Genomic DNA, 15458 nt, shown 5'->3' with positions numbered 1-15458 from the left:
CGCGCCGGCCTCAGCCGAAGAGGATCCTGGCCTCGTCGTAGCGCGACTGCGGCACCGTGTTCAGGCTGCCGGTCGCCTCGGCGATCGAGACCGTGCGGATGTCGGTGCCGCGCAGCGTCACCATGGAGCCCCACGCCTCGTCGTAGACCGCCTCGACGGCGGCCATGCCGAGCCGGGTGGCGAGCACCCGGTCGTAGGCGCTCGGCTCGCCGCCGCGCTGGATGTGGCCGAGCACGGTCGCCCGGGACTCGATGCCCGTGCGCTCCTCGATCATCGGCGCGAGCACGTCGGCGATGCCGCCGAGGCGCGGCCGGTTGAAGGCGTCGAGCCCCTTGTGCGAGTGCGGCTCGTCCATGCCGGGCAGGGTGAAGCCCTCGGCGACCACCACGAGCGGGGCGCGGCCGCGCGAGCGCACCGACTCGACCCACTCGCAGATCTGCTCGATCGACTGCGGCTGCTCGGGGATGAGGATGGCGTGCGCGCCGCCCGCCATGCCGGAGTGCAGCGCGATCCAGCCGACGTGGCGGCCCATGACCTCGAGCACCATGCAACGGCCGTGCGAATCGGCCGTCGTGCGGAGCCGGTCGATGGCCTCGGTCGCGATCTCCACGGCGGTGTCGAAGCCGAAGGAGTAGTCGGTCGCGGCGAGGTCGTTGTCGATGGTCTTCGGCACGCCGACGACCTTGATGCCGCCCTCGTCGTAGAGCCGGCGGGCCGCCGTCAGCGTGCCCTCGCCGCCGATCGCGATGATCGCGTCGATGCCGTACTCGTCGAGGGTGCGCTGGATGTGCTCCGGTCCGCCGAACTCGCCCTCGAAGGGGTTCGTGCGGCTCGAGTGCAGGATGGTGCCGCCCTGCCGGGCGAGCCCGCGCACGTCGTGCCGCGTGATGGGCACGATGTCGCGCTCCACGACGCCGCGCCAGCCCCAGCGGAAGCCGACGAACTCGGTGTCGTGGGAGATGACGCCCTTCAGTACGGCGCCGCGGATGACCGCGTTGAGTCCGGGGCAGTCGCCGCCGGAGGTGAGCAGGCCGATCTTCATATGTGCACGTCTCCTGGGGAAGTGGGAAGGCGGGAAGGGTGCATGACCACGTCGGCGGGGTCGAATCGGAGTCTATACGCTCCCCGACGGCGTGCTGAGACGGCGACGGGGCGGGGGCGTTCGCCCCGGCCCCGTCGCCGACGGATCGCTCAGAGCGTGCCGTCGAGCGCCTGCCGCAGGAGGTGCTGCAGCGCGTCGAGCTGCACCGAGTCCGCCGAACCGGGCTCGACGTCCTGGCCATCGAGCGCGCGGGCGGCGAGGCCCTGCTTCTGGTCGATGAGCTCCGCGATGCGCGCGTCGATCGTGTGCGCGGCGATGATCCGCCACGCGGTGACCGGCTCGTCCTGACCGATGCGGTGCACGCGGTCGATCGCCTGCGTCTGCTCGGCGCTCGTCCAGCTGAGCTCGGCGAGCACGACGTTCGAGGCCGCCTGCAGGTTGACGCCGACGCCGGCCGCCGTCAGCGAGCAGACCGCGACGTGCACCTCGGGGTCCGAGTTGAAGGCGTCGATCGCCGCCTGGCGGGCGAGGGCCGTCTGATCGCCGCGGAGCGAGACCGTGCGGATCTCCCGCGCCGCGAAGGCGGCCTCGGCCTGGTCCATGACGTCGATGTGCTTCGCGAAGAAGACGACCTTGCCGACCGAGCGGGCGAGCTGGGCGGCGTAGTCCGCGGCGAGCCCGGCCTTCGCCTGACCGATGCGGCGCACCATCGTGAAGACGTTCTCGCCGGACTTGGCCTGCTTCGACTCCTCGAGTTCGGCGCTCGCGACCGCGCGGACGAACTGGTCGCGGGTGTCCTCGTCGAGGTCGCCCACGCGGAGGTCGCGCGCCTCGACGAGCGCCCGGAAGCGCTGCACGAGGCGGTTGCCGAGCTCGCGCTCGGCGGCCCGCACGGAGCGGCCCAGTTCGTCGTCGAGCTCCACCGGGAGGTCGGCGATGCGCTTGGCGGGCAGGTCGGCGGCGACGTCGACCTTGCGGCGGCGGACGATGCCGAGGTCGATGACCGCGCGGCGCGCCTCGGCGTAGAAGCCGTGGTCGGCGGGGGTGAGCCCGATGCGCTCGAGCTCGGCGAGGAGTTGCGGGGCCGGCTTGTCGCCGTCGATCCAGCCGAGGAACTGCCAGATCGCCCGGAAGTCGTCGACGTCGTTGATGAGCGGGGTGCCGGTGAGGGCGAGCAGCAGCGGGTCGCCGCCGGGGGCGCTGCGGCGGATCCGCTCGGCAAGGGCGAGCACGTTCTTGGAGCGCTGCGAGCTGAGGTTCTTGATGAAGTGCGCCTCGTCGACGACCATGCCGCGGAAGCCGAGGGTCGACAGCCACGACATGTGCCGGTCGAGCACGTCGTAGTTCACGACGATGACGTCGGCGAAGGCGTCGACGGTCTCCCCGTCGCCGTGGATGACGGTGGCGCGCCGCTGCGGCGTCCAGCGCTCGACCTCGCGGGCCCAGTTCATCTTCACGACGTTCGGCACCACGGCGAGCAGCGGGTACGCGTCGGCGACCGAGGCTGCGAGCACCGACTGCGCCGTCTTGCCGAGGCCCGGCTCGTCGGCGAGCAGGAAGGTGCGGTGGCCGAGCCGGGCCGCCTCGACGAAGCGGGCCTGGTGCTTCATGAGCTCGAGGCCGCGCGGGGTGACCCGGTCGATCTTCGGCGCCTCGGGCAGCGGCATCGTCGCGGACTGGCCGCCCGAGCCGAGCTCGAACGCCTTGAACAGCGGGCTCAGCAGCTCCCAGTTCGCGAGGCGTCGGGCCGGGACGACCGGCTGCGGCTGCTGCGAGAAGTCGGGCGCGAGGAACGGGCTCGCGAGCTGCCGGGACTTCACGGAGCGCGGCACGACCTGGTTCTCGGCGAGCATCGGGGCGGGCTCCGGCTCGCGCGTGATGATGAGCTCGTCGGCGCTGAGCTCGGCACCGGACTCGAGCAGCCAGTCGCGGCGGAAGCGCTGCGCGACCGTGGAGATCGAGGCATCCGGCTCGAGCAGGGTGATGAGGCTCGTGTCGCGCGCCGCCGTCTTGGCGAGGATCTGGGCGATGCCGTCGAGGCGCTTCAGCAGCTCGGCGCGCTGCGCGTCGCTGAGCTCGGCATCGGCCTTGACGCGGGTGCGCTCCTCGCGCATGAGCAGGGCGATCACCTGGAACTTGGTCCGGTTCGTCGGGCCGAGCTTGTTCTTCTGCGCCTTCTGCTCGACCTCGCGCACCTTGCGCGCGAGGATCGGGATGATGGGCGCGTCGTCGTCGCGGGAGCGCGTGCGGGAGCGCTGCCTGGTCTGGGCCATGGTCCTCCGGTCTCTTGGCCGTCGCGCCGGGCGTCGGCCCGTTCGGAACGACGACTCCCCCTCGCGGCCCCCGCCTGACGGAGCCCGCACGATCGGAACCGCGGACTGCGCGGTGTCGATCGTCGACGGCAGGGCGGCATCTGGGACGGCTGGCGCGGATCGCACCGCCTGCCCCTGAGCGGAATCGCCCGGCGCACCCGCCATTCTAGCGGGATTCGACCCGAACAGGCGAGTTCTCGGGGATCGGCGCGGCGCTCAGCCGCCGAGCACGTGCACGGTGTAGCTGAGCAGGAACCCGGCGGTCGCGAGCAGCCCGGTCGCGGCGTGGGCGGTGCGGAACGCCTCGGGGATCATCGTGTCGCAGATCATCGCCAGGATGGCGCCGGCCGCGATGGCGGTGACGATCGCGGTCGTCTCGCCGCTCGCCTCGTCGAGCAGCACGAACCCGGCGATCGCCGAGACGGCGCTCGCGACCGCGATGCCCGACCAGAGCAGCAGCACGTAGCGCCGGCTGCGGCCGGCGGCCTTCAGCTCGGCGGTGCTCGACAGCCCCTCCGGCAGGTTGGAGATGAGGATGGCGACGAAGACCGGCACGCTGACCCCGGCCCCGCCGACCATGCTGAGGCCGAGCACGGCGGACTCGGGGATGCCGTCGAGCAGTGCGCCCACCGCGATGCCCGTGCCGGTGCCCGGGTCCTCGCCGCTGCCGGGCCGGTTGCGCTGGTCGAGCCGGTCGAGCAGCTGGTTCAGCGCGACGTAGACGACCGCGCCGCCCGCGAAGCCGAGCACCGTCGGCCAGAGCCCGCCCTGCTCCTGCGCCTCGAGCACGAGGTCGAAGGCGAGCGCCGAGACGAGCACCCCGGCGCCGAAGGCCATGATGCCGGCGACGATCGGTCTCGGGACGTCGACGTACCAGGCGACGAGCGCACCGATCAGGAGAGCGCCGCCCGCGATCAGGCCGGCGATGCCCGGGGCGATCCACTCGGGGATCACCGGCGGGCCTCCGCGCCGGTCGGCGTCGCGTTCACAGTCCGCCGCCTCCGCCGCCGCCCCCGCCGCCGCCCGAGAAGCCGCCGCCGCCCGAACCGCTCGAGGAGGAGCTCGAGCTCGACCCCGACCAGGAGCTCGACGAGCTCGTCGAGAAGGCGGCGACGCCCGCGCTGAAGGCGAGCGCGTCGAAGGGCCCGCGCCCCGCGTACCACTCGGGCTGCGCGCCGCTCGCGGCGTACTCGGCGGCGAGCACCCGGCTCCACTCCCGCTCGATGCCGAACAGCACCGCGTACGGCAGGAGCTTCTCGTGCAGCTTCAGCACGGCTTCGGGGCCGCCGGTGCGTAGCGCACCCTCCGGGCTCTGCAGCATGCGGATGCGGTCGGCCTCCGCGAGCCGCAGGTAGACCCGCAGCCCCTCGAGGTGGTCCTTCGCCGCACGCCCCGGCTCGGTCAGCGGCCGGACGGCGATCACCGCGAACGCCGCGGCGAGCACCCCGAGGATGCCGAGGACGAGGCCGAGCACCGGCCAGCCGCCGCCCATCGCCTGGTCGAGGGCGACGATGCCGAAGACGACGGCGACGATACCGCCGAGCAGGGCGAGCAGGCCGAGCAGCAGTCGCGGCCCGACGGGCGGCGTCCGGCGCAGCCCCTCGGTCACGACCCGGCTGCGCACCGCGCTGCGGAGCGCGAGCAGCTTCTTGCCGAGCGCGGTGTCCTGCTGCTTCAGCTCCCGGCGCCCGCTCGTGGCGAAGAGCTCGCGCAGCACCCGGTCGGCGTCGGCGTCCGGCCCCTCGCCGCCGCCGTACTCGACGGCGAAGCGCTTCGGGGCGAGCTCGACGACCCGGAGCCGGTGCTGCACCGCGAGCTGCAGGATCGTCGCCGTGACGCCCTTGCCCGGCTGCCCCACGAGCTCGGCGGCCTCCATCACGCTGAGGCCGGGCGGCGGCTCGTACTGGGCGATGATCGTGCCGCGGCCCGGGTGGTCGCGCCATCTCGTGGCGCGGGCGACGACGGCCGCGCCCGCGGCGCCGAGGGCGAGGAGGGCGCCGCCGGCCCCGGCGAGCGCCGCGGGTGAGGAGGTGAAGGCGTCGTCGCGGGGCACGAAGGTGTCGGGCTCGAAGGCGAGCGCGACGGTGAGGTTCTGGTACGGGCCGAGCGCCTCGGCCGTGGCGACGGCGCCAGTCTCGCCGAGCTCGAGCGCGGTGCAGGGCGTCGCGGACCCGGAGGGGCCCTGGTAGCAGGCGCCCTCCCCCGTGAACCCGTCGGCCGCGGCTCCCGAGAGCCGCACCTCGGCGCTCACCCGGCCGAAGGGCTGCGCCCAGCCGGTGCCGTTCACGTCCCAGTAGAACTCGTCGATCGGCCGGTCGTCGGGCACGTGGGTGACGTTGTGCTGGCGGTACTCGATGACGTAGCTCTGCCGGCCGTGCACGTACTCGTCGCCCGCGATCGAGACGAGCAGGAACTCGTCGTCGTCATCGGGCTCGGTCGAGTAGGCCCGTGGCGTGCCGTGCTCGTCGGTCACGGAGCGCACCTCGAGGTCGACCGGGTGGCCGTCGTAGGAGAGCGGGATGGCCCGGCGGATGCCGCGGTTCTGGTCGAACTCCGGGAACACCGCGACGAGCGTCTCGGTGGTGTCGAGCACCGACCGGCCGTCCGCGTCGGTGCCGAGCTCGTACACGGCGTCGAAGGAGTCGAAGACGAAGTCGTCGGTGCCGGCGGGCAGCACGGACACGCCGGCCGGCGCCGCCGCGTCCGCCGAGGCGAGCGCAGGGGTGGGCGCTGCCGATCCACCGGGCCCCGCGAAGGCGAGCGGGGCGCCGGCGAGCGCGAGCCCGGCGCCGGCGAGGAGGCCGGCCACGAGGGCGACGGGGGTGCGGGGCATCCGGCGGCTCATGCTGCCCACCGTAGCGAATCCGGCGCGAGGCTCGAGCCGAATACCCCGGTCGGTACCGGATTCGCAGCCGCTATCCTGAGGGGGTGATCGAGGACATCAAGAAGCGGGCGCTGCACCGCACGAAGATCATCGAGGGCCAGCTGCGCGGCATCGAGAAGATGATCGAGAACGAGGACTACTGCGTCGACATCATCACGCTGTCGCTCGCGGTGCAGAAGTCCCTCGGCTCGCTGAACAAGCTGCTCGTGGAGAACCACCTGCGCACCCACGTGAGCCACCAGTACGAGGCCGGCGGCGAGCAGCGCGAGGCCGCCGTCGCCGAGCTGATCCGCATCTTCGAGCTGTCGAACAACCGCAGCTGATCCCCTCGCCCGGCGCGAGGCTCAGTCCCCGCCGCGCCGCTCGTTGCCGCGCCGGTAGTTGCCGGTCGCGCGGGCGAGCAGGTGCTGCACGGCGGACTCGTCGCCGGCCGACTCGGCCCGTTCCAGGCGCGCGACGAGGCGCGCCGCCTCCGCTCCCCCGATGGTCACGACGTGGCGGCCCCCGCGGGAGACGAGCAGCCCGCCGGCCGCCGTGGCGCGCCACGCGAACGGGTCGTCGACGAGACGACCGCGTTCGTCGGAGGCGCCCCGGCGACCGGCCATGCTCAGCGCAGGCTCTTCGTGTGCCAGACCGTCTTGGTCTCGGTGAACCCGACGATGCGCTCGAGGCTCGGCGCCGCGGCATCCGGCCCCTGCTCGGGGCGGTGCACCCGCTTCAGCGTGTCGGCCGCCGCGACCTCGAGATCGATCCAGTCGAGCTCGCCCGCGCCGACGAGGTCGAGGGCGTTGACGTCTGCGTGGCTCGCGAGCCACGGCGCGATCTCGGCGGGCGAGCCCGTGAGCACGTTGACGACGCCCTTCGGCACGTCGCTCGTGGCGAGCACCTCGGCCAGCGAGATGGCCGACAGCGGGAAGCGCTCGCTCGCGACGACGACGACCGCGTTCCCCGCGACGAGCGCGGGGGCGATCGCCGAGACGAGCCCCAGCAGCGCGGAGTCCTGCGGCGCGACGATCGCGACGACCCCCGTCGGCTCCGGCACGGAGAGGTTGAAGTAGGGGCCGGCGACCGGGTTGGCATTGCCGGCCACCTGCGCGAACTTGTCGGCCCAGCCCGCGTACCAGACCCAGCGGTCGATGGCCTCGTCGACCTGCGCGCCGGCCGCGGCACGGGAGACGCCCTCGGCCTCCTCGATCTCGGCGACGAACTGGGCCCGGCGGCCCTCGAGCAGCTCGGCGATGCGGTAGAGCACCTGGCCGCGGTTGTAGGCGGTGGCGCCGGCCCAGCCCGCGACGGCACCGCGGGCCGCGACGACCGCGTCCCTGGCGTCCTTGCGCGAGGCCTTCGCCGCGTTGGCGAGGAAGCCGCCCGACGCGCCCGTCACCTCGTAGGTGCGGCCCGACTCGCTGCGGGGGAAGGCCCCGCCGATGAACAGCTTGTACGTCTTCGGCACGGTGAGGCGGCTCACTTCGCGGCTCCCTTCTCAGCGGACTTGCTCGATCGACGGCTCCGCTTCGCGGGGGCCGGCTTCGCCTCGGCTTCCGCCGTCACGGCGGGGCTCGCCGTCGCGGCGGGCGCGGCGGATGCCTCGACGGCGCGCGCAGCGCGCGCGCTGCGGCTCGTGGCGGGCGCGAGGTAGGCGCCGAGCCCGTGCCGGCCGCCCTCGCGGCCGTAGCCGGACTCCTTGTAGCCGCCGAAGGGGCTCGCCGGGTCGAAGCGGTTGAAGGTGTTCGCCCAGATGACGCCCGCGCGGAGCTGGTCGGCGACCGCGAGGATGCGGCTGCCCTTGTCGCTCCAAATGCCGGCCGAGAGGCCGTACGGGGTGTTGTTCGCCTTGGCGATCGCCTCCTGCGGGGTGCGGAAGCTCAGTACCGAGAGCACCGGGCCGAACACCTCCTCGCGGGCGATGCGGTGGCTCGTCTCGACGCCCGTGAAGATCGTCGGCGCGAACCAGAAGCCCTCGGCGGGCAGCTCGCACGGGGCGCTCCAGCGCTCGGCGCCCTCGGCCACGCCGACGTCGCTGAGCTCGCGGATGCGGGCGAGCTGCGCGGCGGAGTTGATCGCGCCGATGTCGGTGTTCTTGTCGAGCGGGTCGCCGAGGCGGAGCGTCGAGAGGCGCTGCTTCAGCCGGTCGACGACCTCGTCGTGGATGTTCTCCTGCACGAGCAGGCGGCTGCCGGCGCAGCACACGTGCCCCTGGTTGAAGAAGATGCCGTTGACGATCCCCTCGATCGCCTGGTCGATGGGCGCGTCGTCGAAGACGATGTTCGCCGCCTTGCCGCCGAGCTCGAGGGTGACCTTCTTCTGCGTGCCGGCGACCTGCTTCGCGATCGCCCGGCCGACGCCGGTCGAGCCGGTGAAGGCGACCTTGTCGACGTCGGCGGCGACGAGCGCAGCGCCGGTCTCGCCCGCGCCGGTGACGATGTTCACGACGCCGGCGGGCAGCTCGGCCTGCTGCAGGATCTCGGCGAAGAGCAGCGCCGTGAGCGGCGTCGTCTCGGCCGGCTTCAGCACGACCGTGTTGCCAGCGGCGAGCGCCGGCGCGATCTTCCAGGCGAGCATGAGCAGCGGGAAGTTCCACGGGATGACCTGCCCGGCGACGCCGAGCGCGCGCGGGTCGGCGCCGAGGCCGGCGTGGTCGAGCTTGTCGGCCCAGCCCGCGTAGTAGAAGAACCAGGCGGCGACGAGCGGCACGTCGACGTCGCGCGATTCCTTGATCGGCTTGCCGTTGTCGAGGGATTCGGCGACCGCGAGCTCGCGGGCGCGCTCCTGCACGAGGCGGGCGATGCGGAAGAGGTACTTGCCGCGGTCGCGGCCGCTCATCTTCGACCAGACCCGCTCATAGGCGCGGCGGGCCGCGGCGACGGCGTCGGCCACGTCCTCCGCGTTGGCGGAGGCGATCTCGGCGATCCGCTCCTCGTTCGCCGGGGAGATCGTCTGGAAGGGCGTGCCGCGTCCGTCGACGAACTCGCCGTCGATGAAGAGGCCGTAGCGGTCGCGCAGCGACAGGATGGCCCGGGACTCCGGGGCCGGTGCGTATTCGAGGAAGCTCATCTCAGGTCTCGTCTCGGTCAGTCGATGGTCACGTAGTCGGCGCCGGAGTAGTGCCCGCTCACGAGCTTCTGGCGCTGCAGCAGCACGTCGTTCAGCAGGCTGGAGGCGCCGAAGCGGAAGAGGTGCGGCACGAGCCACTCCTCGCCCACGGTCTCGGCGACGGTGACGAGGTACTTGATGGCGTCCTTCGAGGTGCGGATGCCGCCGGCCGGCTTCACGCCGACCTTGTGGCCGGTGAGGCGGTGCCAGTCGCGGACCACCTCGAGCATCAGCAGGGTGACGGGCAGGGTCGCGGCGGGCTGCACCTTGCCGGTGGAGGTCTTGATGAAGTCGCCGCCGGCGAGGATCGAGAGCCAGGAGGCGCGGCGCACGTTGTCGTAGGTCACGAGTTCGCCGGTCTCGAGGATCACCTTGAGACTCGCGCTCGTGCCGTCCGGACGGCGGCAGGCGTCCTTCACGGCGGCGATCTGGTCGAAGACGAGCCCGTAGCGACCGGCGAGGAACGCCCCGCGGTCGATCACCATGTCGATCTCGTCGGCACCGGCCGCGACGGCCTCTGCGGTGTCCGCGAGCTTGATGTCGAGCGAGGAGCGGCCGGACGGAAAGGCGGTCGCGACCGCCGCGACCGAGATGCCGCCGTCGTCGGGGTCGCCGTGCGCCGCGCCGAGCGCCTCGACCGCGTACGGGACCATGTCGCCGTAGACGCAGACGGCGGCGACCCGCGGGGTGCCGGGGTCGGCCGGGTCGGGGTTCTGCGCCTTCGCGACGAGCGAGCGCACCTTGCCGGGGGTGTCCACGCCCTCGAGCGTGGTCAGGTCGATGAGCGAGATGATCCGGTCGAGCGCCCAGGCCTTCGAGCTGGTCTTGACCGAGCGGGTTCCGAGCGCGGCCGCTCGCTGTTCGAGGCCGACCGCGTCGACGCCGGGGATGCCGTGCAGATAGCGGCGGAGCGTCGCGTCGTCGGGGTCGCCGCCGAGCACGGCGAGCGCGCGCTCGCGGGCGGTGACGAGGGTGGTGCCAGTCATCGTGGGTGACCTGCCTTCCGGCTGTTGTGGCGATACGTGGATCGTGGGAGGTGCGCGGCGTTCAGCCGTTGAGGAGGTGGAGCGCCGTGGCCTCGTCGGTGACGAGCACGGTGCACAGCCCGCTGCGCACGACCGCGTCGGCGACGGGGTGCTTCGCCTGACCAGCGATCACGGCGATCGCGAGCGGGGCCTGGCGCAGCTCGTCGAGGGTGAGCCCGACGGTGCGCGCGTCGAGGGCCGGGTCGACGATATTGCCGTCGGAGTCGAGGTAGCGGCCGACGACGTCGCCGACGGCGCCCTTCGCGACGAGCAGGTCGACGTCGGAGACGGAGAGGTACCCGCTCTCGACGTGCACCGAGCTCTCGTCGGCGGCGCCGGCGCTGAAGAGGTAGGCGTCGGCGGAGCGGGCGAGCTCGATCACGCCCGCGACGACGCGATCGGACTCGATGGCCTGCTTCGTCTCGAGCCGCTCGAGGATGGCGGGGCTCGGCAGCAGGGTCGCCTGCCCGCCGCCCTTCTGGGCGATGCCGACGGCGGTGGCCGCGGCGGTGCCCGGCCGGCGGTTGAGGCTCACGCCGCCGTTGATCTGCACGACGTTCACGCCGGTCGCCCAGCCGTTGCGGAGGTGCTGCGAGATCTCGTAGAGGGTGCGACCCCAGCTCACCCCGAGGGTGCGCGGCACGGGGCGCAGCGCGGTGAGGTAGTCGGCCGCGGCCTGGGCCGTGCGCGCCTGGAGCTCCTCGGGGCCGGCGACGCCGGCGGAGGAGACGACGATCGCGTCGTTCAGCCCGCGCTCCTCGCGCAGGCGGCGTTCGATCGGCAGGCGCCGGGCGCGCGGGTGCAGGATCTCGATGCGGATGAACCCGCGCTGCTTGGCCTGGGCGAGCAGCCGCCCGACCTTCCAGCGGGTCAGGCGCAGCGCCTGACCGATCTCGTCCTGGGTCTTGTTCTCTTCGTAGTAGAGCTCAGCGGCCCGGATCGACAGCAGCTCATCGGTCTCGTCCATCCGACTCCTTCCCCTCGTTCCAGGGTAGGCACCGGATCCGCACCCAGCAACACTCGCAGGTGATTCTGCTCACATGAGCAGCACGGGGCGGCGGTGCACGCGCGCGAGCACGGCGAGGCATCCGCCCAGGCCCGCGAGCGGCGCGCGGGCGCTCAGCGCCGCTCGTCCTCCAGGTACCGCGGCCTCGCCACGACGGCCCCGGCGACCACGGCCGGCAGGGTCGAGGCGAGCAGCAGCAGGAGCGGCCACGTCCAGCCGCCGCTCGCCTCGTGCAGCAGGCCGACGGCGAGCGGGCCGACCGCGACGACGAGATAGCCCGCCGACTGCACGAAGCCGCTGAGGGCGACCGCACCGTCGTGACTGCGCGTCCGGAGGTTGATGAGCACGAGGGACAACGGGAACAGCATCGGGCCGCAGCCGGCGAGCGCGACCCAGAGCCACGTCGCCTGCCCCGGCGCGAGGAGGAGGCCCAGGTACCCGCAGACGAACACGAGCACCGCGAACCAGACCAGCAGCCGCACCCGGCCGAAGCGCACGGCGAGCACGGGCACGAAGAGCCCGGCCGGGATCCCCATCGCCGCGTAGAGCGAGAGCAGCGCGCCCGACTCCGCGGGAGCGGTGCCCGCGATGTCGTGCAGGATCTCGGGCAGCCAGGCGAACGCCGAGTACGCGTTGAAGCCGGCCACCGCGAAGACGACGAGCAGCGCCCAGCCGAGGGGCGAGCACGCGGCCCGGGCGAGCAGCCCCGGCTGCGGCTCCTCCGCCTCGCTGCTGGCGCCCGCCGCCGGCCGCGCGAGCAGCAGCGCCCACGGCACGAGCGCGACCGCCGCGACGATCGCCCACTCCCCCACCGACACCCGCCAGCCGGCCGCCTCGGCCACCGGCTCGGCCAGCAGCGGCGGCACGAGCGTGCTCACCGACATCGCCGTGACGTAGACCGTCGTCATGAGCCCGATCCGAGCCGGGAAGTAGCGCTTCACGAGCGGGGGCAGCAGCACGTTGCCGACCCCCATCGCCGCGAAGGTCGCGACGCTCGCCACGACGAGCTGCACGCCGTCCGCGGCGAGCCCGCGCCAGGCCAGCCCGGCCGTCAGCAGCACGAGCGAGGCCACGAGGGTGCGTTCGAGGCCGAAGCGACGCGCCACGAGCGGCGTCAGGATGCCGAAGCCCGCGTAGCAGAGCGGCGGCAGCATGCCGAGGAAGCCGATGAACGCCGGGCTCAGCGCGATGTCCTCGGCGACCCGGCCGAGCACCGGCGAGAGCGCCGCGACGGCCGTGCGCAGGTTGAACGCGACGAGCACGATGCCGAGGAGCGCGAGCAGCCGGCCCCGCCGCGGAGCGCGAGGCGAGGGCGGACCCGCGGGGGCCACGCTCAGCCCAGCAGGATGGTGCGGATGCGGTCGACGTCGTCCTGGATCGTCGCGATCAGGTCGGGGATGGTCGTGAACGCCACCATGCCGCGGATCCGCTCGACGAACTCGACGTCGACGAGGTGGTCGTACAGGTCGAGCTCGCGGTCGAGCACGTAGGCCTCGACCTGCTTCTTCGGCACGCCCTCGAAGGTCGGGTTGTCGCCGACGGAGATCGCCGCCGGGTACCGGACGCCCGCGTCGGTCAACCATCCGGCGTAGACGCCGTCGCCCGGGATGAGCCCCTCCGACTCCGGCGAGAGGTTCGCGGTCGGGAAGCCGAGCTCCCGGCCGCGTGCGGCCCCGTGCACGACGACGCCGCTCACCGTGGGCCGGTGCCCGCCGAGCAGCTCGGCGGCACGGGCCACGTCGCCCTCGTCGAGCATCTCGCGCACCCACGTCGAGGAGACCCGGCGTTCGCCGTCGGGCCGGATGTCGCCCAGCACTTCGACCGTGAAGCCGTACCGCTCGCCGAGGCGTTCGAGCAGCGCGACGTCGCCGGCGCCCTTGGCGCCGAAGCGGAAGTCCTCACCGACGAGCAGCGCCTTGGCGTCGAGCGCACCGACGAGGATGCGCTCGACGAACTCCTCGGCCGGCACCGAGGCCAGCGCCCGGTCGAAGTGCAGCAGCAGCGTGGCGTCGAGCCCGGTCGTCGCGAGCAGTTCGAGCTTCTGCCTCGTGCTCACGAGCGAGGCGGGGCACTTGTCGGGCGCGAGGAGCGCGAGCGGATTGCGGTCGAAGGTGACGGCGACCGCGGCGAGCTGTCGCTCGGTCGCGATCTCCCGGAGCCGGCCGATGACGGCGCGGTGCCCGACGTGCACGCCGTCGAACTTGCCGATCGTCACGGCAGCGGGCCCGAACCCCGCCGGCACGCCGGCGAGGTCGTCGAAGACCCTCACGAGGCCGGCCGTTCGGCGGTGGCGAGCGGGGTTTCGGCCGGCGTGTCGGCGGCCGGGCGGTGCTTCGCGAGCCACCACATGCCGAGCACCGGTAGCACGAGCGGGATGAACAGGTAGCCGCGGCCGTACCAGGACCACACCGTGTCGTGCGGGAACAGCCCCGGCAGCACCACGCTCAGCGTGCCGACCACGAGGACGCCGGTGAACTCGAAGACGATCGTCGCCCAGGCGACGCGGTACCAGCCGCGGCTGGAGCGGACGAGGGCGATCGTCGCGATCACGTAGACGACGGCGGCGAGCGCGGAGAGGGCGTAGGCGAGCGGCGCCTCGTCGAACTTCTGCACGATCTGCACGAAGGAACGGCCGAGGGCCGCGAGGGCGAGCACGCCGTAGACGGCGACGAGGACGCGGCCGATGCCGCTCATCCGCCGACGCGCAGCGGGCGCGGCCGGGCTCTGGGGTGCGCTGTTCATGTCGCTTCGATTCTCTCAGACGCGCCGACGATGCGGCGCACGGGGTCACAGCCCCTGGACGGTCCAGATCTGCAGCATCCGGTACACCATGACGCCCACGGCGAAGGCGGCGACGCCGAGCACCACCGTCGACCAGCGGTTGCGCTCGAGCAGCGCCCACAGCGCGGCCGCCGGGGGCAGCAGCAGGGCGCTCACGAGGTAGGTGTAGAACTCGAGCACGCTACCGCTCGGCGCGTTCCCGAACGCGGGCGCGAGCAGCGCGACGACGAACTGCGCGACGAGCAGCAGCTCGACGAGGGCGAGCGCGCCGATGGTGAGGTCGCTGGGCTTGCGTCCGGCGAGGCCCAGGACGAGGCAGAGCAGGCCCGCCGCGACGGCGACGCCGAGCTGCACCCAGGTGTACCACTCGATCATGGGGTCGTCTCCTCGTTCGGGAAGCCGGTGATGACGCGGAGCTCGTCGCCGCGGCGCTCGGCGATGGCCACGAGCCGGTCGGCGGGACCGATCGCGGCGAGCGGCTGCTTCGTCGGGACGTCGCCGGCGGGGATGCGCTTGCCGTGGCCGAGGTCGATGGCCTGCTGCGCGTCGATCGACACGACGGGCAGCGCGCGTCGCGCCGCCTCGGCGGGGCTCAGGATGCGTGCGGCGACGTCGAGCCCCTCGAGCGGTGCAGCCTCGTCGACCGGGAAGCTGCCGATCCTGGTGCGGCGCAGCGCCGTCAGATGCCCGCCGACGCCGAGGCCCGCGCCGAGGTCGCGGGCGAGCGCCCGGATGTAGGTGCCCGAGCTGCAGTCGACACGCACATCGAGGTCGAGGTGGCCGTCGGCGCGGCGGAGCTCGAGTAGCTCGAACGCCGAGACGGTGACGCGCCGGGCCGCGAGCTCGACCTGCTCCCCCGCGCGGACGCGGTCGTAGGCGCGTCGTCCGTCGACCTTCACGGCGCTCACGGAGCTCGGCACCTGCTCGATCTCGCCGGTGAGCGCCGCCATGCCGGCGGCGATCGCCTGGTCGGCGACGGCGGCGACGCGCGCCGGGTCGGCCGCCTCGTGCGGCTCGCCCTCGGCGTCGTCGCTCGTGGTCCCCCAGCCGAGGCGGATGGTCGCGAGGTACTGCTTGTCGAGGCCGACGAGGTAGTGCAGCAGCCGGGTGGAGCCGCCGACGCCGAGCAGGAGGAGTCCGGTCGCCATCGGGTCGAGCGTGCCGGCGTGGCCCACCCGGCGGGTGCCGGCGAGGCGGCGGACGCGCGCGACGACGTCGTGGCTCGTGATCCCCTGCGGCTTGTCGACGAGAAGGATGCCGCTGTTCACGCCGACCAGGCTAACAGTCGCCCGCCGGCCGGGCCGCCGCCCGTACG

15 protein-coding genes are annotated in these 15458 nt (G+C 73.2%); 1 reads left to right on the top strand and 14 read right to left on the bottom strand.

Going from position 1 to position 15458, the window contains the following annotated elements; genetic code table 11:
* Positions 1–10: 10 nt before the first annotated feature.
* The 4 genes from ACFWE1_RS10435 to ACFWE1_RS10420 all read right to left on the bottom strand — a co-directional run bounded on the left by ACFWE1_RS10435 (position 11) and on the right by ACFWE1_RS10420 (position 6199).
* Positions 11–1042: a 6-phosphofructokinase gene (locus ACFWE1_RS10435; RefSeq protein ID WP_243568709.1), complete on the bottom strand. Its 1032-nt coding sequence runs from the start codon at positions 1040–1042 to the stop codon at positions 11–13.
* Between the two features lie 149 nt (positions 1043–1191).
* A complete protein-coding gene (locus ACFWE1_RS10430; RefSeq protein WP_376933387.1) occupies positions 1192–3315 on the bottom strand; it encodes a DEAD/DEAH box helicase in 2124 nt (707 codons plus the stop codon).
* A gap of 255 nt (positions 3316–3570) precedes the next feature.
* Positions 3571–4305 (bottom strand): ZIP family metal transporter, encoded by a 735-nt coding sequence (locus tag ACFWE1_RS10425; protein ID WP_376933504.1) that lies wholly within the window; start codon positions 4303–4305, stop codon positions 3571–3573.
* A 34-nt stretch (positions 4306–4339) separates the two neighbouring features.
* Positions 4340–6199, bottom strand: a complete 1860-nt coding sequence (locus ACFWE1_RS10420) for a DUF2207 domain-containing protein (protein WP_376933386.1) — start codon at positions 6197–6199, stop codon at positions 4340–4342.
* Positions 6200–6282: 83 nt separating this feature from the next.
* On the opposite strand from ACFWE1_RS10420, the gene ACFWE1_RS10415 reads away from it, so the two are divergent.
* A complete protein-coding gene (locus ACFWE1_RS10415; protein ID WP_243568712.1) occupies positions 6283–6561 on the top strand; it encodes a metal-sensitive transcriptional regulator in 279 nt (92 codons plus the stop codon).
* 21 nt (positions 6562–6582) lie between these two features.
* Here ACFWE1_RS10415 and ACFWE1_RS10410 read toward each other — a convergent pair whose 3' ends face one another.
* The 10 genes from ACFWE1_RS10410 to truB form a co-directional block, all read right to left on the bottom strand.
* Positions 6583–6843 (bottom strand): hypothetical protein, encoded by a 261-nt coding sequence (locus tag ACFWE1_RS10410; RefSeq protein WP_376933385.1) that lies wholly within the window; start codon positions 6841–6843, stop codon positions 6583–6585.
* A gap of 2 nt (positions 6844–6845) precedes the next feature.
* Entirely contained in the window at positions 6846–7706 is an 861-nt protein-coding gene (locus ACFWE1_RS10405; RefSeq protein ID WP_376933384.1) for an aldehyde dehydrogenase family protein, read from the bottom strand.
* Entirely contained in the window at positions 7703–9292 is a 1590-nt protein-coding gene (locus tag ACFWE1_RS10400; RefSeq protein WP_376933383.1) for an aldehyde dehydrogenase family protein, read from the bottom strand. The genes ACFWE1_RS10405 and ACFWE1_RS10400 overlap by 4 nt, the downstream gene beginning before the upstream one ends.
* Before the next feature lie 17 nt (positions 9293–9309).
* Positions 9310–10317, bottom strand: coding sequence for a deoxyribose-phosphate aldolase (gene deoC / locus ACFWE1_RS10395; RefSeq protein ID WP_376933382.1), 1008 nt, complete (start codon positions 10315–10317; stop codon positions 9310–9312).
* Between the two features lie 61 nt (positions 10318–10378).
* Positions 10379–11323, bottom strand: coding sequence for a sugar-binding transcriptional regulator (locus tag ACFWE1_RS10390; protein ID WP_376933381.1), 945 nt, complete (start codon positions 11321–11323; stop codon positions 10379–10381).
* 152 nt (positions 11324–11475) lie between these two features.
* Positions 11476–12693 carry a CynX/NimT family MFS transporter gene (locus ACFWE1_RS10385; protein ID WP_376933380.1) on the bottom strand — a complete coding sequence of 406 codons (1218 nt, stop codon included), beginning with the start codon at positions 12691–12693 and terminating at the stop codon, positions 11476–11478.
* A gap of 2 nt (positions 12694–12695) precedes the next feature.
* Positions 12696–13631 (bottom strand): bifunctional riboflavin kinase/FAD synthetase, encoded by a 936-nt coding sequence (locus tag ACFWE1_RS10380; RefSeq protein WP_376933379.1) that lies wholly within the window; start codon positions 13629–13631, stop codon positions 12696–12698.
* Positions 13628–14104 carry a hypothetical protein gene (locus tag ACFWE1_RS10375; protein ID WP_376933378.1) on the bottom strand — a complete coding sequence of 159 codons (477 nt, stop codon included), beginning with the start codon at positions 14102–14104 and terminating at the stop codon, positions 13628–13630. Before ACFWE1_RS10375 ends, ACFWE1_RS10380 begins: the two co-directional genes overlap by 4 nt.
* A gap of 45 nt (positions 14105–14149) precedes the next feature.
* Positions 14150–14518, bottom strand: coding sequence for a hypothetical protein (locus ACFWE1_RS10370; RefSeq protein WP_376933377.1), 369 nt, complete (start codon positions 14516–14518; stop codon positions 14150–14152).
* Positions 14515–15411 (bottom strand): tRNA pseudouridine(55) synthase TruB, encoded by an 897-nt coding sequence (gene truB, locus ACFWE1_RS10365; protein ID WP_376933376.1) that lies wholly within the window; start codon positions 15409–15411, stop codon positions 14515–14517. Before truB ends, ACFWE1_RS10370 begins: the two co-directional genes overlap by 4 nt.
* Positions 15412–15458 lie beyond the last annotated feature (47 nt).

It is taken from the genome of Agromyces sp. NPDC060279 (assembly GCF_042726785.1).
Classification (GTDB): domain Bacteria; phylum Actinomycetota; class Actinomycetes; order Actinomycetales; family Microbacteriaceae; genus Agromyces.
This window is presented reverse-complemented; position numbering and strand designations above follow the sequence as displayed.